Origin of the sequence: Mucilaginibacter corticis (assembly GCF_007558865.1) — a bacterium.
Taxonomy (GTDB): Bacteria; Bacteroidota; Bacteroidia; order Sphingobacteriales; family Sphingobacteriaceae; genus Mucilaginibacter; species Mucilaginibacter corticis.
Genome location: NZ_VLPK01000003.1, coordinates 101,366 through 121,408, shown reverse-complemented (window position 1 = coordinate 121,408; position 20,043 = coordinate 101,366). Strand labels below are relative to the sequence as shown.

18 protein-coding genes are annotated in these 20,043 nt (G+C 40.3%); 13 read left to right on the top strand and 5 right to left on the bottom strand.

The annotated features are described in order from the left end of the window. Entirely contained in the window at nucleotides 1-1,302 is a 1,302-nt protein-coding gene (locus FO440_RS15785; RefSeq protein ID WP_144249258.1) for an amidohydrolase family protein, read from the top strand. 76 nt (nucleotides 1,303-1,378) lie between these two features. Here FO440_RS15785 and FO440_RS15780 read toward each other — a convergent pair whose 3' ends face one another. Beyond that, nucleotides 1,379-2,149 (bottom strand): SRPBCC family protein, encoded by a 771-nt coding sequence (locus FO440_RS15780; protein ID WP_144249257.1) that lies wholly within the window; start codon nucleotides 2,147-2,149, stop codon nucleotides 1,379-1,381. A gap of 145 nt (nucleotides 2,150-2,294) precedes the next feature. Here FO440_RS15780 and FO440_RS15775 point away from each other — a divergent pair, with 145 nt between their 5' ends. From FO440_RS15775 to FO440_RS15765, 3 genes are all read left to right on the top strand, one after another. Continuing rightward, a complete protein-coding gene (locus FO440_RS15775) occupies nucleotides 2,295-2,864 on the top strand; it encodes a DUF6580 family putative transport protein (RefSeq protein ID WP_144249256.1) in 570 nt (189 codons plus the stop codon). Nucleotides 2,865-3,226: 362 nt separating this feature from the next. After that, nucleotides 3,227-5,680: a bifunctional YncE family protein/alkaline phosphatase family protein gene (locus FO440_RS15770; RefSeq protein WP_144249255.1), complete on the top strand. Its 2,454-nt coding sequence runs from the start codon at nucleotides 3,227-3,229 to the stop codon at nucleotides 5,678-5,680. Between the two features lie 44 nt (nucleotides 5,681-5,724). Beyond that, the gene (locus FO440_RS15765; RefSeq protein WP_144249254.1) at nucleotides 5,725-6,564 is read left to right on the top strand and encodes a hypothetical protein; all 840 of its coding nucleotides are present in this window, start codon (nucleotides 5,725-5,727) and stop codon (nucleotides 6,562-6,564) included. An 11-nt stretch (nucleotides 6,565-6,575) separates the two neighbouring features. Here FO440_RS15765 and FO440_RS15760 read toward each other — a convergent pair whose 3' ends face one another. The 3 genes from FO440_RS15760 to FO440_RS24890 are packed head-to-tail and all read right to left on the bottom strand — an operon-like array spanning nucleotide 6,576 to nucleotide 8,140. Continuing rightward, a complete protein-coding gene (locus FO440_RS15760; RefSeq protein WP_144249253.1) occupies nucleotides 6,576-7,424 on the bottom strand; it encodes a 3-keto-disaccharide hydrolase in 849 nt (282 codons plus the stop codon). A gap of 54 nt (nucleotides 7,425-7,478) precedes the next feature. After that, a complete protein-coding gene (locus FO440_RS24895; protein WP_246104241.1) occupies nucleotides 7,479-7,742 on the bottom strand; it encodes an SGNH/GDSL hydrolase family protein in 264 nt (87 codons plus the stop codon). A gap of 8 nt (nucleotides 7,743-7,750) precedes the next feature. Then, nucleotides 7,751-8,140 carry an SGNH/GDSL hydrolase family protein gene (locus FO440_RS24890; RefSeq protein WP_246104240.1) on the bottom strand — a complete coding sequence of 130 codons (390 nt, stop codon included), beginning with the start codon at nucleotides 8,138-8,140 and terminating at the stop codon, nucleotides 7,751-7,753. 238 nt (nucleotides 8,141-8,378) lie between these two features. Between FO440_RS24890 and FO440_RS15750 the strand changes: the two genes are divergently transcribed. The 8 genes from FO440_RS15750 to FO440_RS15715 all read left to right on the top strand — a co-directional run bounded on the left by FO440_RS15750 (nucleotide 8,379) and on the right by FO440_RS15715 (nucleotide 16,666). Beyond that, nucleotides 8,379-9,434, top strand: coding sequence for an AAA family ATPase (locus FO440_RS15750; protein ID WP_144249252.1), 1,056 nt, complete (start codon nucleotides 8,379-8,381; stop codon nucleotides 9,432-9,434). A 90-nt stretch (nucleotides 9,435-9,524) separates the two neighbouring features. Next, complete coding sequence (locus FO440_RS15745) at nucleotides 9,525-10,406, top strand: DUF58 domain-containing protein (protein ID WP_144249251.1); 882 nt, start codon at nucleotides 9,525-9,527, stop codon at nucleotides 10,404-10,406. 4 nt (nucleotides 10,407-10,410) lie between these two features. Continuing rightward, nucleotides 10,411-11,385 (top strand): hypothetical protein, encoded by a 975-nt coding sequence (locus FO440_RS15740; protein WP_144249250.1) that lies wholly within the window; start codon nucleotides 10,411-10,413, stop codon nucleotides 11,383-11,385. Then, entirely contained in the window at nucleotides 11,357-12,376 is a 1,020-nt protein-coding gene (locus FO440_RS15735) for a vWA domain-containing protein (RefSeq protein WP_246104239.1), read from the top strand. The genes FO440_RS15740 and FO440_RS15735 overlap by 29 nt, the downstream gene beginning before the upstream one ends. Nucleotide 12,377: 1 nt before the next feature. Beyond that, nucleotides 12,378-13,418 (top strand): vWA domain-containing protein, encoded by a 1,041-nt coding sequence (locus FO440_RS15730; RefSeq protein ID WP_144249249.1) that lies wholly within the window; start codon nucleotides 12,378-12,380, stop codon nucleotides 13,416-13,418. Further along, nucleotides 13,415-14,122 carry a tetratricopeptide repeat protein gene (locus FO440_RS15725; RefSeq protein ID WP_144249248.1) on the top strand — a complete coding sequence of 236 codons (708 nt, stop codon included), beginning with the start codon at nucleotides 13,415-13,417 and terminating at the stop codon, nucleotides 14,120-14,122. Before FO440_RS15730 ends, FO440_RS15725 begins: the two co-directional genes overlap by 4 nt. A 5-nt stretch (nucleotides 14,123-14,127) precedes the next feature. Then, nucleotides 14,128-15,906 carry a BatD family protein gene (locus FO440_RS15720; RefSeq protein WP_144249247.1) on the top strand — a complete coding sequence of 593 codons (1,779 nt, stop codon included), beginning with the start codon at nucleotides 14,128-14,130 and terminating at the stop codon, nucleotides 15,904-15,906. Next, nucleotides 15,896-16,666: a tetratricopeptide repeat protein gene (locus FO440_RS15715; RefSeq protein ID WP_246104238.1), complete on the top strand. Its 771-nt coding sequence runs from the start codon at nucleotides 15,896-15,898 to the stop codon at nucleotides 16,664-16,666. Before FO440_RS15720 ends, FO440_RS15715 begins: the two co-directional genes overlap by 11 nt. 3 nt (nucleotides 16,667-16,669) lie before the next feature. On the opposite strand, the gene FO440_RS15710 is transcribed toward FO440_RS15715, so the two are convergent. Then, a complete protein-coding gene (locus FO440_RS15710) occupies nucleotides 16,670-18,286 on the bottom strand; it encodes a Na+/H+ antiporter (protein WP_144249246.1) in 1,617 nt (538 codons plus the stop codon). Nucleotides 18,287-18,578: 292 nt separating this feature from the next. Between FO440_RS15710 and FO440_RS15705 the strand changes: the two genes are divergently transcribed. Continuing rightward, nucleotides 18,579-20,033 carry a 3-keto-disaccharide hydrolase gene (locus tag FO440_RS15705; protein ID WP_186292701.1) on the top strand — a complete coding sequence of 485 codons (1,455 nt, stop codon included), beginning with the start codon at nucleotides 18,579-18,581 and terminating at the stop codon, nucleotides 20,031-20,033. Nucleotides 20,034-20,043: the final 10 nt, after the last annotated feature.

Sequence of the window (20,043 nt, the reverse complement as noted above, 5' to 3'; positions counted from 1 at the left end):
ATGAAAAAAATATTAATTTTTGGAGGATTGTTGCTGAGCACCGTCCTTGTATATGCGCAGGCTAACATCTCGCCTGCCAAACCACAATCAAAACCAATCGTCATTACCGGTGCTACCATCCATTTGGGTAACGGTCAGGTAATCAACAATGGCTACATCGCATTTGATAAAGGCAAGATAACAGCAGTAGGCGAGGGCACAGCACCCAATACCGGCGGAGCTGATATAATTAACGCTGCCGGCAAACAAGTTTACCCCGGCTTTATTTGCCCGGTTACTACGCTGGGCTTAGTTGAAATTGAAGAAGGGGCAAAGGGGACTGTTGACGATGAAGAAACAGGTGACCTGAACCCGAATGTACGTTCTATAGTAGCCTATAATACTGATTCAAAAGTTATCCCGACCGTAAGATCAAATGGTATTTTACTGGCACAGCCTACACCTAATGGCGGTACATTATCAGGCCAGTCATCTGTTGTACAGTTGGATGCCTGGAACTGGGAAGACGCAGCTTATAAAACAGATATCGCGGTGCATTTAAACTGGCCGGTGGTTAGGCCACCACGCAGAAGAGCAACTGTAGCTGATGCTAATGCCGAGTCGCCGGATGAAGCAAGACTAAAACAACTTGACGAGATCAACAATCTTTTCACAGCCGCCAAAGCTTATGCTACAGCAAAGCCCGACGTCGTCAACCTGAGATTTGAAGCATTAAAGGGCTTGTTTAATGGCAGCAAAAAGTTGTTCATTAATGTTGATGGCGCTAAAGAAATTATTGAGGCTGTAACACTTGCCAATAAATTAGGCATCAAGGCTGTGATTGTTGGCGGTAAAGAAGCTTACCTGGTGACCAATCTGTTAAAACAAAACAATGTGCCAGTAATCATCCGCGAAACACAAACTTTGCCTGCCAGGGATGAAGATGATGTTTACCTGCCTTACAAATTACCTAAAATACTACAGGACGCCGGCGTTGAATACGGCTTAACCGGTACGGGCTTTTGGCGTCAGCGTAATTTACCGTTCGAGGCAGGACAGGCAGTCGGTTATGGTTTAACCAAGGAACAGGCATTGAGTATGATCACCATAAATAATGCTAAAATTTTAGGAATCGATAAAACTACCGGAACTTTAGAAGTAGGAAAAGACGCTAACCTGTTCATATCAGGCGGTGACGCTTTGGATATGATCACGCTGGATGTACAACAGGCCTTTATTCAAGGCAGAAACATTAACCTGGATAATTTGCATAAACAGTTGTACAAAAAATTCAGCAATAAATATGGTATAAAAGCTGACTGATAGATTCCAGCCTAAAATAAAATGCTCCCATTAATTGATTAGTGGAAGCATTTTCTTTTATTTAAAGCTTATCAGCTTAATTATTGTGGGTTGCCGTTTTATGAGAAGCTGATTTATGCGTATTGTTATTGCTGGCAAGTGGCTTTAATGTGTTTTCAATATCCATATACTGTTTGAAATTACGCACATCGTTATCAACTATATTTTTAAACAACGGATTTAGCACGTGCGCAATGCTTGCGCCGACACCACCTGCTGGTGGCTGGTAAGTAATAACAATATCCACCACCGTACCTTTGCCATCCGCGGCATCCCTGAAAAATACTTTACCGGCATTATCAATGATCGAGTCAGGCAATGAACTCCAGCCTATAACTTCGCCAGGTTTATCTTTAACAATTTCGGCGTCCCAGCTTATGGTTCCAACCCCTGTAGGTAGTTTCAGTACCCAGTGTGACCGGGTATCATCAATTAAGTCGATACTTTCAAGGTGGTTCATAAACAGTGGTAGGTTATCCAGCTTGCGCCAGAACTCATATACTTTTTGTCGCGGCTGATTAATATTGAATGCGCTCCGGATAGTGATATTAACCGGATCCTGGGTGTTTTTACCAATTTTTGAATAGATGGCACAGTGGCCGCTAACGCCACGGTTTAATAAGTAACCACCTACGCCTAATTTGAATAAACTTGATAACGGGCTTGTAAATAAATTACCCAAACCCGAAAATGTAAGTTTCACACCTGTAGCGATGAAAATATAACGCTCGGGCCAGTTTAAATTTATGTTTACCGGTTCGGTTACAGTATTGTAGCGTTTAACCGGGTATAATGTGTTTGTTGCCATAATGATATTATATTATAGTTATTTAACAGCATACAGGCCGGGTAGTTTTCTTTTAGTTTATTTAAATCTCAAACACATTAATTAACAAATAATAGCATTTATTAAATTGTTTAGTAATTTTAGGATAAATACGTAATTTTACTGCATGTCATTAAAGAAGATCGATGTCCGTACAATAGTGCTTGTGCTGCTGATAATACTGGCGGCCACTATGCGGTTAGTTAATGTTAAATATCAGGCATTGAGTAACTTAACACCCGTCGGTGCCATCGCTCTATTTGGCGGCGCTTATTTTACCGACAAGTGGAAAGCATACGCAGTTGTATTGATCACCTTGTTTTTAAGTGACCTGGCTGTAAATTATATGTATACTTCAACGTTGACATGGTATTCCGGTTCGTTATGGGTCTACCTGTTTTTTGCATTCGTCGTATTTGCTGGAAGCCTGATCAAAAAAGTAAATGCGTTAAGTGTATTTGCGGTTTCGTTATTTACTGTGGTTAATCACTGGTTGGTAATGGATCTGCCATGGTTATATGGTACACTATATGCACATACCTGGGCAGGTTACGCATTGTCATTACATAATGCTATACCGTTTGAAAAAAATATGTTTTATGGCGATTTAATATATTGTGCGATCTTGTTTGGTGGGTTTGAATTCGCTAAAAGTAAATACACAGTGCTGCGCACTGGCCGTGAACTTGCCCTTTAGACTAAACTTATTATAATTTAAAAGCGCTCGGTAAACCGGGCGCTTTTTTTATGGGTTAAAGTCATAATATTACATAACCAATATCTTATACCGGTTACATCAATAGTAATTAATATTTCTTATTAAGCGAACCTACAGACACGTAATAACTCATAAGGCGGCTCTTAATGTAAACTTAACACAGATGTTTCATTGTCTAAACGTAGTGGCGTTTATCTTGCAATTGGTATATAATCTTTAGTACAGCTAATAAAGCAATCTACATTTGACCAGATCGAGGCCGAATATCCCTCAGGAGTTATTCCGACAGGATTGAAAGATTAATAAAATAAAGTTATTTTTACAATGTTAACCTATTGTATATGAAAAACTTAATCAAAATAACAGGGACGCTGTTTTCAGCAGCTTTGTTCATGTTCAATTCTTTGTGGGCTCAAATACCCGGTAAAGTAAAAGAAACCGAACAGATCTTGCTGCCAAACGGTTGGAAACTGAGCCCGGCGGGGAGGCAGCTTCAGTTGGGTGACTTGCCTTTAAATATGCAGTTAAGTGCTTCAGAAAAACTGTTAGCGGTTACAAACAATGGTCAAAGCACCCAAACGCTGCAGTTGATCGATCCGCAAGCTGAGAAGGTATTGTCTGAAAAAGAGCTGGGTATGTCATGGTACGGCCTGGCTTTTAGCAGCGATGAGAAAAATCTGTATGTATCAGGAGGAAATGAAAATGTAATATTGGATTTTAACGTCAGCAACCACAAATTAAAAACTCCGGATACTATCCGCCTTGGTGATGCCTGGCCAAAAAGTAAAATATGCCCAGCAGGTATAGCGATTACGCGGGATATGTCGCGGTTGTACACCGTTACCAAAGAAGATAATAGCGTATATACTATCGATCTGAAAACCCGGAAAGTTATTAATGCTTCACAGTTACCGGAAATGGCTTATAGCTGCCTGCTTTCGCCGGATGAAAAAACGTTATATATATCCATTTGGGGAAGTAACCAACTGGTATTGTTTGATACGCAGTCACAAACCATCAAGGGCAATATCACTGTAGGTAACCACCCTAACGAATTGTTATTGAATAAGAAAGGAACTTTATTATACGTGGCAAACGCCAATGATAATTCGGTATCAATAATCAATACAAAAACCGGTAAAGTGATTGAGACCTTGGTTACGTCGCTTTATCCTACTAACCTTACCGGCTCAACAACTAATGGCCTCGCGTTATCAGTCAACGAAAAAACACTTTACATTGCCAATGCTGATAATAATTGCGTTGCAGTTTTTGATGTTTCATCTGCGGCTAACAGCAAAAGCATGGGCTTTATCCCGGTAGGATGGTATCCAACCAATGTTAAGTTAACCGGTAATAAAATACTGATAACAAACGGTAAGGGCTTAACATCAATAGCTAACCCAAAAGGTCCGCAACCTTATGCCAAGGAAGATAATAGCGGTGTGCATGTGGGAAGTACTGCAAATAGCCGCTTGCAATACATAGCAGGTTTATTCAAAGGAACGTTGTCAATCATTGACGCACCGAACGAAACACAATTAAAGGCTTACACAAAACAGGTATATGCTAATACTCCATTTAATAACGACAAAGTAGCTATGGCAGCGGGCGAAACCGGGAACCCTATACCACGTAAACCAGGACAACAGTCGCCAATTAAACATGTATTTTATATCATTAAGGAAAATCGCACCTACGACCAGGTATTGGGTGATATGGGTAAAGGCAACGGAGACAGGTCGTTATGTATATTTGGCAATGAGGTTACGCCTAATCAGCATGCTTTCGCAGATAATTATGTACTGATGGATAACTTTTATGTGGACGCAGAAGTGAGTGCCGACGGACATAACTGGAGTATGGCAGCTTATGCCACAGACGCGATTGAAAAGACATGGCCAACAACTTATGGCAACCGTGGCGGATCAACCGGGTACGAAGGGGCAAGGCCTGCGCTTTTTCCAAATGACGGTTATATATGGGATTATTGCCAGCGGGCCGGGGTAAGTTTCCGTAGCTATGGCGAATTTGGTGAATTCGGAAAAACAAAATATAAAACATTACAGGGGCATATGTGTGCGGCTGCGCCGGGTTTTGACCTGAATATACCGGATCAGGTACGTTATGACGCATGGGCTCATGATTTTGATTCGCTCGAAACTGCCGGAGCTGTGCCACAACTGAGCACCATCAGGATCAGTAATGACCATACCAGCGGACAAAAAAGAGGTGCGATAACGCCCATAGCTGCTGTTGCTGATAATGATTTGGCTGTAGGTAAACTGATAGATCACTTGTCTAACAGTTCATTATGGAGAGAATCGGTTGTTTTTATATTAGAAGATGATGCACAAAACGGCCCTGATCATATAGATGCACACCGGTCACCGGTTTATGTAGTTGGGCCATATGTCAAGCGTAATACAGTCGTTCATAGCATGTATTCAACATCCGGTGTATTACGTACTATTGAACTGATATTGGGCTTACCACCTATGAGCCAATATGATGCGGCCGCATTACCCATGTACGAATGTTTTACCGCTACACCTGATCTGTCACCCTTTAAAGCTATTCCGGCTAAAGTAGATCTTACAAGCCGTAATGTGGCTGTAAACAAAAGCAGCAAACAGTCAGACAGCTTTAACTTCAAAAAAGAAGATGCAGCGCCTGATCTGGCTTTGAATGAAGTGATCTGGAAATCGGTAAAAGGTGAAGATGCGGTTATGCCTGCACCTAAGCGCAGCGCGTTCGTGATCCTGGAAAAGAAAAAGAAAGATGATGACGATTGATCAAAATCAAAAAAATATTAAATACAGCTATTAAGATCAACTTTATGAAAAAAAGTATTTTAACCTTGCTAATTATTGCACTGATAAGCTCGTCAGTAATGGCACAATTACCATCTTTTAGTAAGTCTATGAATGCGGTAGGTAACGCGGCGCAACCGTTTCTGTTTTCAGTTAATACATTTACTTCAGAAACACCATTTGTAAGCATTAGCGCGTCCGGTAATTACGCCGAGCGTACCGCAGGCCCATTTGGTTACGACGGAGTAGATCAGCAACTTGCTGTAAAAGGTTATTTGGGTAATAGGTTTACCTTATTGGCGAATGCCGATCTCGGTTTTTCGCGTACGGGTAGCACCGCAAGTGCCCAGCAAGCCGAAGTGATCCGCGATTTTGTAGGTGGTAAAAGCTTTTATGGCGCACGTTTTGGCGTGGGACTTGGCGCTAACCGCGATTTCTCAAGTGTCGGAGCTGTATTTAGCCGGATTACGGCTGCATTCGAATCGCCAACATGGCGGATAGGTGGTAACCTTAAATTTGAAAAAGCGTTTGCTAAAGATCGGGACGGCATTGATCTGATCTCGAGCATTGGCTACCAGCATCGTATAGCGGGTGCTTTCTTTGCCGGTATAGAAGCTGTTGGTGAGGATCTGGAAGGCTTTTGGGAAACAGATGAAGCAGAAGGCGGTGCAAAATTATTACTTGGCCCGTCATTAAATTATGCGCCTATGTATTCGCGTTTTTCTTTTTCGCTTTCCGGCGGACCGGTATTTTATGCAACCCATAGCACTGTTTTAGGTTCAGAAGCTATCCGCGATATCGGTACAGCCGGTACACAAAACGGTTATTCCATAAGAGCAATGGTCGCTTTTAATATAGGCAGATAAGTTTACTGCACTTATTGCTTGATCAATTCAGCAGGTAATTGGCTGATGGATTGCATCTTAATGTGTCGATAAAATATTTCGGCACCTTCTGATTGCAATTGAATTTTACCTTTATTTAGCGGGGATAACTTGCCGTTATCTGCCTGGCTGTTATGATATAAAACCATTGCTACTTTTCCATTTACCACGTGGATACTGGTATCACCATGGCAATAAAGGTCAAGCGTATTCCATTTGCCCGCTGGATTCTCTGCACTAACACCTTGCTTGGTACAATGTCTACCTTGCTTATTTCCCTCACTAAACGTCAAAAGCTCGCCTTGCGGGCTGTAAATGTAATCGCTTTCTGATCTTTTTATCGCCGGTATATCCGCTGTTCCGCCTGCACATCCCCAGAAATCACCACAATTACCTTCTTCTATCTGAAACTCCTGCGCGCGCATCCATGCTCCATAATCAGCACCATATTTACCAACCGAATGATAAAGCAAACCACTATCTTTATGCCCGCTCTTTTTTTGTCCCCATTGTAACTTGCCCCATTTAAACTGTAACTGCAGGTGGTAATTTTCGTATTCGCTTTTGGTTATGATAGCACCCCAGTTTTCTCCGGAAACCCAGATAATACTTTCGTTATCTTCCTTTACAATTGTAAAAACATGCCTCGGGTCATTATTTAATCCAAGCGGAATTTTTGTTATGGCATTACCTTTATCATCCAAATCCGGTCCGAGATAGATATCCCAGCCGCTAAAGTTTTTTCCGTTAAATAAAGGTTTCCATTCGCTGGTTTTTAGGGGTAGTGTAAAACCAAATGCAACAACGCTTAACGACAACAAGATGATATATTTTCGGTACATAATTGGTGATTTAACTGATCAAATATAATCTGTATTTAAATGTATACTAAGTATTTATGATTTTATAAGGTATTTTTTGATTGCCTTTTCCCAAATAGCATACCCTGCTTTTTTCATATGCAGCATATCACCTAAATAAAGCTCAGGTTGCGTTTTTCCGTCTTTTAACATCAATGGCATTACATCAACAAAAACCGTATTCTTTTCATTAGCTAAAAAGGTTTTGATCTTTAGGTTGGCGTCAATTTCTGCCTGTCTTATTTTTTCGCGGGACGGGCTTGGTTTCATCCCGATGTACAAAATAGGCACATCGGGCATTTGGGTCCTTATTGCATGGTATAGTTTAACCGGCGGTTATAAACCGAGTCCGCGGTCGAGATATTGTCCATCAGGTCGTTTTCGCCGACATACAATACAATTTGCCTTGGTTGATAAGCAAACACAAGATCATTCAGGTAATAGATAATATCATTAGTTACTGCGCCGCCTATGCCACGATTTAACGCGTTATATTTAGCAAACACCCATTGTGCATCATCCCATTTACGAATAGACGAACTACCCACAAACAACACCGGATGTTCAGGAGGTGCAAACATTTTATCATATTTTTTTATGGTTTGTACGTCATCCCAAAATGGTGGCTTAGGTGTTTGGGCAAATGTTGTCGAAATAAATAAACATACACTCACAAAAGCGACAAAATACTTTTTCATTTCCTGGTATAATTTGGTGTAATTGGCTACGCAAATTAATGCAAATAATTAAACATTGGCTTAAGTACTAAATTTAATACAAATACTAACCCGTTAATCGGTTTGTTATAACCATATTTGGCAAAATTTGACAGGCTTTAACTGAATTTAACAAATTTTAACATTTAAAAGCAGTTTTTTATTGGCAAAAAAATGATTTGCTTTTTAAGTTTGCCTACCAAAAATTAATAACTATTTAATGGAAGAATCAATTAGCAATATAACGCATCCTTCAACAGACGTGCCTGCCGGCAGTTCGTCTTATTCAACAGATATCAGGGCTATCAATGAAATGATCCAGCGTGAAAGCGCCTTTGTTGACCTGCTGAGAATGGAAATGGACAAAGTGATAGTTGGCCAGAAATATATGGTCGACCGCTTATTGATAGGTCTACTGGCCGACGGACATATTCTTCTAGAGGGTGTGCCGGGTTTGGCAAAAACATTAGCTATTAATACCTTGTCAAAAGCCATCCAGGCAGATTTTAGCCGGATCCAATTTACGCCCGACCTGTTACCTGCCGATTTGGTGGGTACCATGATCTATAATCAGAAGAAAGAGGAGTTTATTGTAAGGCAGGGGCCTATATTTTCTAACTTTATTTTGGCTGATGAGATAAACCGTGCGCCTGCAAAGGTACAAAGCGCGTTGCTTGAAGCGATGCAGGAAAGACAGGTAACTATCGGCGAGAAAACTTTCCCGCTGCCTAACCCATTCCTGGTATTGGCCACGCAAAACCCGATTGAACAGGAGGGAACCTACCCACTACCTGAAGCCCAGGTTGACCGTTTCATGTTAAAGGTAGTTATTGGCTATCCAAGCAAGGAAGATGAAAAGCGAATAGTTAGGTCAAATATCGCCCCGCAAGGGATGTTAAAACCAAATGCAATTATTCACCCTGATGATATTGTTAAGGCACGCAAAGTAGTGCGCGAGGTATACATGGACGAGAAGATAGAGCAATACATTATTGATATTGTTTTCGCAACACGTTTCCCTGAACAATACAAGCTGGCAAATTATAAAAACCTGATCAGTTACGGCGCGTCGCCACGGGCAAGTATCAACCTGGCCCTGGCATCAAAAGCATACGCGTTTATTAAGCGCAGGGGCTATGTCATACCGGAAGATGTGCGTGCTGTTTGCCATGATGTGTTACGCCACCGTATAGGTTTAACTTACGAAGCCGAAGCTGAGAACATGACCACCGAGGACATTATAACAGGAATACTAAACGCGGTAGAGGTACCATAAGCAGATAGAACCAAGAGACAAGAATCAAGAGGTAAGATTATAACAAATCTATCTTGGTTCTTGCGTCTTGGTTCTTGACTCTCAAGAAAAATGGCAAAAGACACCAAGGAACTATTAAAAAAAGTTCGGAAAATAGAGATCAAAACCCGGGGCTTAAGTAATCACCTGTTTTCGGGCGAATACCATTCTGCGTTTAAAGGGCGCGGTATGGCTTTTAGCGAAGTGCGTGAATACCAGGTAGGAGATGAGATCCGGACTATCGACTGGAACGTTACGGCACGTTTTAACCATCCTTATGTTAAAGTATTTGACGAGGAACGTGAGCTTACGGTAATGCTGCTGATGGATGTTAGTGGTTCTGAAAACTTTGGTACCATCAACCAACAAAAACAGGATCTGGCTACAGAACTCTGTGCCGTACTGGCATTTTCGGCTATTCAAAACAATGATAAAGTGGGTGTGATATTTTTTAGCGATAAGATAGAAAAATTCATCCCACCCAAAAAAGGTCGTAGCCATATCCTGATGATCATCAGGGAACTGATAGACTTTAAGCCAGAAAATAAAGGAACAGACGTAGGGGTGGCCTTAAAATATTTTACATCGGCCATTAAGAAAAAATGTACCGCTTTTATTATATCAGATTTTATCAGCCCGGCTTTTGAAGCCGAGCTTAAAATCGCCAATAAAAAGCATGACGTTATCGCTTTAAGGCTGTATGACAAACATGAGGAAGAATTTCCCGACTTAGGTTTGATACCAATTAAAGACGAAGAATCCGGGCAGCTAATGTGGGTTAATACAGGCGATAAAAAGGTACGCGAGGCTTTTAGAACGGAAGCATTAAAAAGAACCATTCAATTGAAAGATGTTTTCAGCAGATCGGGAGTGGATACTACATCAATAGGTACGCATGAAACTTACGTCAAACCATTAATGACACTATTTAAAAAACGGGAAAGAAAACGGTGAGCAAATGAAGAAACAGTTTTTTAATTATACCCTGCTTGCCTTATTATTAGCCTGCCTGTCAAGTATTGCAAAGGCGCAAAATATAAAAGTAGAGGCCAAACTACAGGATTATACTATAAAGATAGGCGACCAAACCAGGCTATTCCTTGAAGTAAATCAACCGGCAAAGGCACATGTAAACTTCCCGGTATTTACAGATACCATTACAGATAAGGTACAAATAGTAAGCGCCAATAAGCCCGATACTATACCCGACAAAAAAGATTACAGCAGGATAACCATTATCCGCAGCTATGTTATAACAAGCTTCGACGCGGGCATTTATAAGTTTCCATTATTTTCGTTTGGCTCAAGTATTGGCGTTATTAAAAGTAACGAATTGATGTTGCAGGTGCAAACAGTAAAAATAGATACAACAAAATCTATTTATGATATTAAACAGCCGATCTTGGTAAACTACACATTTTTTGACCGGGTAAAAGATAACTGGACATGGATTGTCATAGCGATAGTAGTTACAGCGTTAATTATTGGTCTGATTATTTATTTACGTAATAAACCTAAACAACAGCCTGTTATTAAAATTACCAAACCAAGCATCCCGATACATATAGTTGCTATTGATAAATTGAAGGAATTGCGTGATAAAAAGCTATGGCAGCAGGAAGAGTTTAAGCTGTACCATAGCGAACTAACGGATATCATTCGTGAATATCTTGAAAAACGTTATAACATTAAAACCCATGAAAAAACTACAGACGAAATATTAACGGCTTTAAATAACCGTGATATCACTGGTGAATACCGTAATATGTTGCAACAGATCCTGGTAATGGCTGACCTTGTAAAGTTTGCTAAAGAAAAACCGTTACCACTTGAAAACGAACGAAGTCTGGATAACGCTATTGAATTTGTGCTGAAAACACAGCAAAGTGTAGTTAACCAGGCTGATGCTGAAGGAGGGAAGGTTAATGTTTAAGGATATTGAATTTGCACATCCGGGATTTTTTTGGTTAATGCTCATCCTACCTGCAATGGTTGCCTGGTATATCTGGCGTCAACAGAAATTATACGGCTACTTGAATATGTCGGCAATAAAAGGATTTTCCACACCGGTAAAAAGTGTGATGCCGAAATTGCGCCATTTAGAGATTATTTTCAGATCGCTGGCATTCATAGCTTTGATAATTGCTTTGGCCCGTCCGCAAAGCGCTTTAAGCTGGCAAAACTCAACTACCGAAGGGATTGATATTGTTATTGCCTCTGATATCTCCGGCAGTATGCTTGCCGAAGATTTTCAACCCAACAGGCTGGAAGCTGGAAAGAACATCGCAATTGATTTTATTAAAAATCGTCCCAATGATCGTATCGGGCTGGTAATATTTAGCGGTGAGAGTTTTACGCAATGCCCTTTAACTATTGATCATTCGGTGTTGATCAACCTGTTTAGCGATATTAAATATGGAATGATCAACGACGGTACGGCTATTGGTATGGGCCTGGCAACTGCAGTAAACCGGTTAAAAGACAGCGAAGCGAAAAGTAAGGTAGTAATATTACTTACTGATGGATCAAACAATATGGGGTCCATACCACCGATTACAGCTGCCGAGATCGCAAAACAATTTGGTGTGCGGGTTTATACTGTTGGTTTAGGTACACATGGCTTTGCGCCGTTCCCGGTACAAACTGCAATGGGTGTACAGTACCAGCGTATGGCGGTTGATGTTGATGAACCGACATTAACCAAAATAGCCAATATAACCGGTGGAAAATATTTCAGAGCTACAGATAACGAAAAACTAAAAAGTATTTACGAACAAATAGATAAGTTAGAGAAGGCAAAGATCAATGTTACTGAGTATCGTAAAAAGACCGAGGTGTTTTTACCCTTTGCTCTATTGGCGCTGTTGTTCCTGGTGCTTGAATTTGTTTTTAAAAATACATTACTAAAAGGAGCCTTAACATAAAATGCTACGTTTTGCACATATAGAATATTTATGGGGACTGGCTGCTATCCCTGTTTTCCTGTTACTTTTTATCAGGGTTACGCGTTGGAAAACTAAAGCGATCAAAAAACTGGGCGATAGAAATGTGATAGATAAAATTGTTCCCGATGTTTCTTTTTCAACCCCACGTTTAAAATTCATCCTATTTATGCTGGCTTATGTGTTTTTGATCATTGGCATTGCTGATCCGCAAATCGGGTCTAAAATGGAGGAAGAAAAGCGTAAAGGTGCAGACCTGATGATCTTGCTGGATGTTTCAAACAGCATGCTGTCGCAAGATATGGCGCCCAATCGTCTTGAAAATGCCAAGCAAGCTATAGCTCAATTAATAGATAACTTACACAGCGACCGTATCGGCATTGTTGTATTTGCCGGCGAAGCCTATGTGCAATTACCAATGACCACTGATTACTCGGCCGCCAAACTATTTCTCAATACTATTAATACCAGTATGGTACCCACTCAAGGCACCGCAATCGGCGCGGCTATTGATCTGGGGATGAAATCATTTGACTTTAATGACGGAACAGGTAAGGCAATGATCATAATAACTGATGGCGAAAATCATGAAGATGACGCGGTTGCTGCTACCAAAAATGCGGTAGATAAAGATGTTTCTGTTCACGTAATAGGAATGGGCTCTCCCGAGGGTGCAGCTATCCCTAAATATCAGGATGGTAAACAGGTGGGTTTTCACACAGATACTACGGGCCAAACTGTTATAAGTAAACTTAATGAAGATATGTGTAAAGAAATTGCTGCAGCGGGCAATGGGGCTTATGTAAGGGCAACTAATGCAAACAGCGGTTTAAACATAGTAATGGGGCAGATAGATAAAATGCAGCGAAAAACTTATGATACTAAATCTTTTAAAGATTTTGAAGATCGTTTCCAGTTCTTTTTAGGGTTTGCTTTTTTATGTTTGGTAGTCGAATTTTTTATTACCAATCGTAGAAGTTTAAGATTAAGCAGGTTGAAGTTATTTGAGGTAAAAAGCGCATGAAAAAGTTAGTATTAATACTGATGGTCATGGTCATACTACCATATTACACGCTTTTTGCACAAGAAAAAGGCTATGTAAAAAATGGTAATGACCTTTATCAGCAAAAAAAATATAAAGAAGCTGCTGAGAGTTACAGCAAAGCCGTTGAAAAGAAAAACGGAAGTGTTGAGGGGCAGTTTAATTTGGGCGATGCATTTTATAAACAGAAACAATTTAACAAAGCTGGTGAACAATTTAATAAAATAGCGGAATCGGGTGGAAATAAATCAGTAACAGCCAGGGCATATCATAACTTGGGCAATACCTTACTTGAAAATAAAAAACTTGAAGAAAGTATCGAAGCATATAAAAAGTCATTGCTTAATAACCCTAAGGATGAAGAGACGCGCTACAACCTGGCCTATGCGCAAGAACAGTTAAAAAAGCAACAGCAGCAGGATAAGAATAATAAGAACCAAAATAAAGACAATAAGCCTAATCAGGATAAAAAGGATCAGCAGAAAAAAGACGACAAGGACCAGGACAAGGATAAACCAAAAGACCAGCAAAAAAAGGATCAGCAACAACCACAGCCTGATAAATTGTCCAAAGAAGATGCACAACGGATGCTGGACGCGCTGAATAATGACGAAAAACAAACCCAGGATAAATTGAAGAATAAAAAAGTTAAAGGTACTGGCGGTAAAATCTTAAAAGACTGGTAATATCAATGAAGATCCGCTATTACATATTGTCACTTTTAGTGTTGCTTTCTGCGCAAGTATTTGGGCAGGCAAAATTTATTGGCACAGCCAGTAAAACTGTGGTGGGAACAGGTGGGCAATTTGAGGTTTCATACACCATAAATACCAATGCTGACGATTTTACCCCACCAAATGTTACCGGCTTACATATTTTAAGCGGGCCAAATGTGTCAAATAGTTTCGAGTCTATTAATGGTCAATCATCACAAAGTACTACTATCAGCTATATTATGATGGCCATTAAAGAGGGTAATTTTACTATTGGCCCTGCTTCGATTGTTGCTAATGGTACTAAGGTAACTTCTAATTCTATTCAGATCAGGGTGGTAAAAGGCCAGCCTGTTCCGCAAAATAATGGAGGAGGGGGACAAAGCGGAGCTTCAAATGCAAATACACAGGATTTATCAAAGTCCTTGTTTTTAAGGGCTGTGGTTGATAAAGACAATGTTTACCAGGGCCAAAAAATAACGTTGACCTATAAGGTTTATTTCCGAGTTGATATTTTACAGAACCAGGTAAATAAGCTACCTGATTTAACAGGCTTTTGGAATGAAGATGTTAAGTTGCAACAGCAACAACCTCGTGTTGAAACTTACAAAGGCATAAAATATAACGTTGCTGATGTTAAACAGGTGTTATTGTTTCCTGAACATGCCGGTAATATAATTATTGATCCGTTTGAAATTTCGTTTGTTGCAAGAGTGCGTGTAGCTACCGGCGATATTATGGATCAGTTTTTTGGTGGAAATGTACAGGATGTAAACTATACAGCCAAAAGCTTACCAGTAGTTATACATGTAAAGCCATTACCTGAGGCAGGTAAACCTGATAGTTATACGGGAGCAGTAGGTAATTTTAATGTAGAAGCATCCGTTGACAAAAACGAATTGAAAGCCAACGAGGCTTTAAACTATAAAATAAAAGTTACTGGCGCAGGTAATATTAAATTACTTAAAAACCTTAACCCGGCTTTCCCTGCCGATTTTGAAAAGTATGATCCTAAGATAACGGATACAGTTAACGGCGGCGCAGGCAGCCGGATCTACAATTACCTGCTAATACCAAGGCATAAAGGCGATTTTACTATTCCTGAAGTTAAGTTTTCTTATTTTAATCCGGCTAACGGCAAATATACCAGCTTGTCTACAAAGGCTTTTAATATAAAGGTTAATAAAGGTCTGACTGAAAATAACGTTACTGCTTTTTCTGACGATAAACAAGATGTTAAGTTGCTGGATAAAGATATCCATTACATTAAAACAGGTAATGCCGGATCAATTAAGCAAGGCGACGGTTTTTATGGTTCTTTGCCTTATTACCTGCTGTTGTTATTAGGTCCGATTGCATGCGCAGGTGCTTTTGTATATCGTAACCGGGTGCGTAAAGAAAACAGTGACGTGGTAAAAGTAAAAAGCCGCAGAGCCAGTAAGGTTGCGGCTAAACATCTGGCAAATGCACAAACCGAACTGCAGGCAAATAATATTAAAGCATTTTACGAGGCAGTATTTAAAGGCTTATATGGTTATTTAAGTGATAAATTAAATATCAGCTACGCTGACCTTGACAGGGAAACAATTAGTTCTGCCCTTAAAGCAAAAGCTGTAAATGAGAACGTAGTTGCTCAATTGCTTGATACGCTTGACTTATGCGAGATGGCGCGATATGCACCTGTGACGCATATATCGACAAATGAAGTTTACGAAAAGGCAAAGAACACCATTGATGCTATTGAAAATGAAATATAACCAGCTTAAAATATCGCTTTGCTTTGTGCTAATGCTGTTTTTGCCGGCATTGTGTTTTGCTGATGATATGCAGTCGGCCTTTGAAAAAGGCAATAGTTTTTATAACAAAAACCATTATAAAGAAGCTATTAGCACATATACTCAGATCATAAATGCAGGGAGCTATTCTGCGCCTGTATACTTTAATTTAGGTAATGCTTATTACAAAGATGGTGATCTGCCATCGGCACTGTTATATTATGAAAAGGCGCACCGATTATCTCCTGGTGATGATGATATCAATTTTAACATCCGTTTTGCTAATGCCAAAACCACAGATAAAATAGATGAAGCCCCCGAGTTTTTCTTGTCAAAATGGTGGAAAGGGTTTATGTTAGCTATATCTGCTAATGCTTTGGCCATTGTTGCTATCGTGTTGATACTATTAGGCTCGGGTACATTGATCCTTTATTTCTTTAGCAACTCTTTTACTGTTAAAAAGGTTTCATTCTTTGCATCCTTGGTTTTATTTTTCCTGGGGATATTTGCGGTGTTTGTAGCCGGCAGCCAGGTAAGTTATTTTAACGATAACAAGCAGGCTATAATTTTTACCAGCGTAGTAAATGTAAAAGGCAGCCCTGCAGAGCAGGCAGCAACTTTGTTTGTGTTACATGACGGCACCAAAGTAAATATATCTGATAACAACAACGGTTGGCTAAAGATCAAACTTGCAAACGGTAACGAAGGCTGGCTAAAACTGGCAGACGTTAAAGAGATCTGATAGTTATTCTCCGGCCTCAAAATGTTGGCGTAGTTTTTCTTCTTCAAGATCCAACAATTCCAGCTGATGCCTGATCAATGTATCGCTGATATTTTCCTTTTTATTTAAGGTGAGTAATAGCTTGCGTTGTTCGCTGAGTAGGTGAGCCATGATAGCCCTATAATCTTTGTAATATTCTTCAGCGCGATCTACATTGTCATCTTTTTCCCAATCCTTTAATAATTCCATATCGGCACTATAACGCAATTTAACTGATTTCACCATGGCGTTATGCATGGCTTGCTCATGATATTCCTCATCCAGTATCTTTAGGGACAAATGCGATAGTTTTTTGCGCACGAGCTGTCTTTGCTGCGCTATAGATATATCTGTAAAATCCGGATCAGGCATATTGACCAGCTTTACCATTGCGGGTAAAGTAAGGCCTTGTAAAACCAGCGTAACCAGTATCACGCTAAACGTGATAAATAAAATAAGGTCGCGGTTTGGGAACGGATGGCCCGGACTTAACACAACCGGGACACTTAATGCAGCGGCCAAAGATACTACGCCACGCATGCCTGTCCAGCCCAATAGGATAGGGGCTTTCCATCCCGGGTTAGGGTCGGCAACGGTAATGATCTTACTCATCACTATTGTCACCACAATGGCCCCGAAGGTGCTGGCAAACCGTGTGATTATTAAAGTCCCGGTTATAATTGCACTGTATAAAATAGCGGGTCTTAATCCATCAGGCCCAAGGTTTTTAATGACTACGGGAAATTCCAGGCCTATCAGAATAAAGACAATGCCGTTAAGCACAAAAGCTACCGCCTCCCAAACGTTTACGCCTTGCAACCTGCTGCGGTGCGACAGGAATTGCTGCTGTCTGAATGATAAGAACAGGCCACCGCTTACCACCGCTAATACGCCCGAAAAATGAAACTCCTCTGCAGCCATATACATGGCATAGGGTGTAATAAAGGTGAGCACTACATCCATATTGTTTGATGTGGGCAACCAGCGGTGAATGGCATAAAAAATAAGTGCCACTGCCAAACCTATTAAAACCCCCATTACAATTACCAGCACAAAATTTGTCGCCGCATCACGGAATACAAAACTTCCGGTTAAAACTGCCGCCAAGGCAAATCTGAAGACCACCAAACTCGAAGCGTCGTTTAGTAAACTTTCACCCTCTACAATAGAAATAAAACGTTTGGGTACTTTAACGTTTTTAAGTATCGCGCTTGCTGAAACCGCGTCAGGCGGTGAAACAATACCACCCAATAAAAAGCCTGTAGCCAAGGAAAAACCGGGGATAAGAGCGGCAGAAACAAACGCCACCACACATGAGGTAATGATAACTACCGGAAATGCGAAGCTGCTGATCACCCTGCGCCATTTCCAGAGATCTTTCCATGAGGTATTCCACGCAGCTTCGTAGAGTAACGGAGGTAAAAATATAACGAAGATAAGTTCGGGTTGTATTTCCACACCTCTTAAAAAAGGCACAAAACCAAGCGGAAGCCCAATTAAAACCAATAAAATAGGATAGGCTATCTTTATTTTTTGCGCCAGCATCACACTAAATAAAATAATAGCGATAAGGCAGGTGTATTGAATTACGGTATTATGCATAGCAATAAAAATACAATAAACAGCCAAAATATGTTAACGTATTTAATGGTTTACTCATTAATTTTAAGCACCAATTATTACTTAAATACAGTGTAATAAATACAATTATACTCACTTGTAAATACAAGATGGATAATTCAGGTTCATTAGCAATGATTTTTGTTGAAATTTTTGTCAATGTGTGTATTTTTTTTGAGATAGTTGTGTTGGGATTATTAAGTTATTAATTACATATTTGTAATCAAACCAATAAATGCAAATCTTTCTGATTGCCTTATTTAATTTAAACAATATGCAAAACAAGTACTTGCTAAAGTGTATCCCATTGCACGTGTTTTTATGGGCCACATTCATTCCGTTTTTTGCCTCAGCGCAAGGCGGTTCAACAGCTCAAATTTCATTAAATGATCTTTCAGCATTTAAAAGTCCCAGTGCTAACTGGTCAATTGCAGGCTCAGTTATGGCCGATTTTGTTAAGCCGAATACCATTACTAAAAAAGATGGAAGCGGTATACTGGTAAGCATACCGGGTAAAGGGAAAAATGAAGATATCTTTACCAACATGGAGCATGGTGATATTGACCTGAGCGTTGATTTTATGATGCCTAAAGAATCAAATTCAGGTATCTATCTGCAAGGTCGTTATGAAATCCAGTTGCTTGACAGCTGGGGAAAACAAGCTCTTACCAGTGGTGATCTTGGTGCCGTTTATGAGCGTTGGGACGAAAGCCGCCCGGCAGGCCAATTTGGCTTTGATGGTGTTGCCCCGCGTATTAACGTAAGCCGCGCGCCTGGCCTTTGGCAAAATATCCGTATTCTTTTCCAGGCCCCAAAGTTTGACGCTTCAGGCAAGAAAATAGCAAACGCGCGTGTTGTAAAAATCATTTTAAATGGTGTTGTTATTATTGAAAATGCTGAATTACAAGCGCCAACCCGTGGTTCGGCATTTGCAAATGAGGCTGCTACAGGCCCGCTACGTTTACAAGGCGATCATGGAGCCGTGGCGTTCAAAAACTTTAAATACAATACTACAGTTAACAGCAGCCAGGTTGATGGCTCAAGAAATGTATGGGACGAAAATGATAAACCGGTAACGGTTGATGTTAAAGGCGAGCCTGTTGTTTTCCGCAGCTTTGTTGATATCCCTGGTAAAAGGGTTACACATTCTGTAAGTGTAGGCTTGTTACATAATATCAGTTTTGGATATGACCTTGAAAACGGTGCTATTTATAACATATGGAAAGGTGCTTTCCTTGATGCTTCACCAATGTGGTTGTCTCGTGGCGATGGTAATGCAAACCCAATAGGCAGCGTTATCCACCTGAATGATAAACCTGCATTAGCTTCAATTCACAGCGACACCCAGGCATGGCCTGACACTTTAGCTACCGGTGTTTACCGTGCTAAAGGTTATGAGCTTGATGAAGCCGGTTTACCTACTTTTAAATATATTTTTGATGGTATTAGCATCAATGATAAAACTACCAGCGATGACGGTAAAATGCTTACCCGTAAGATAAGTGTTGACGGACCTGCACCAAAAGATCTGTTTACCCGCGTGGCAGACGCTCACGATATTACAGATCTTGGCAATGGTTTATTCAGCATAGACGACTTTACCTATTACGTACAATTTGAAAAAAGCGATAAGCCGGTTTTACGTGCATCTGCAAAAGGTAAGGAATTGTTGCTGCCGATAAAAAATACCGATAAAGGGACTTCTGTTCAATATTCATTGATCTGGTAATTTAAAAAGA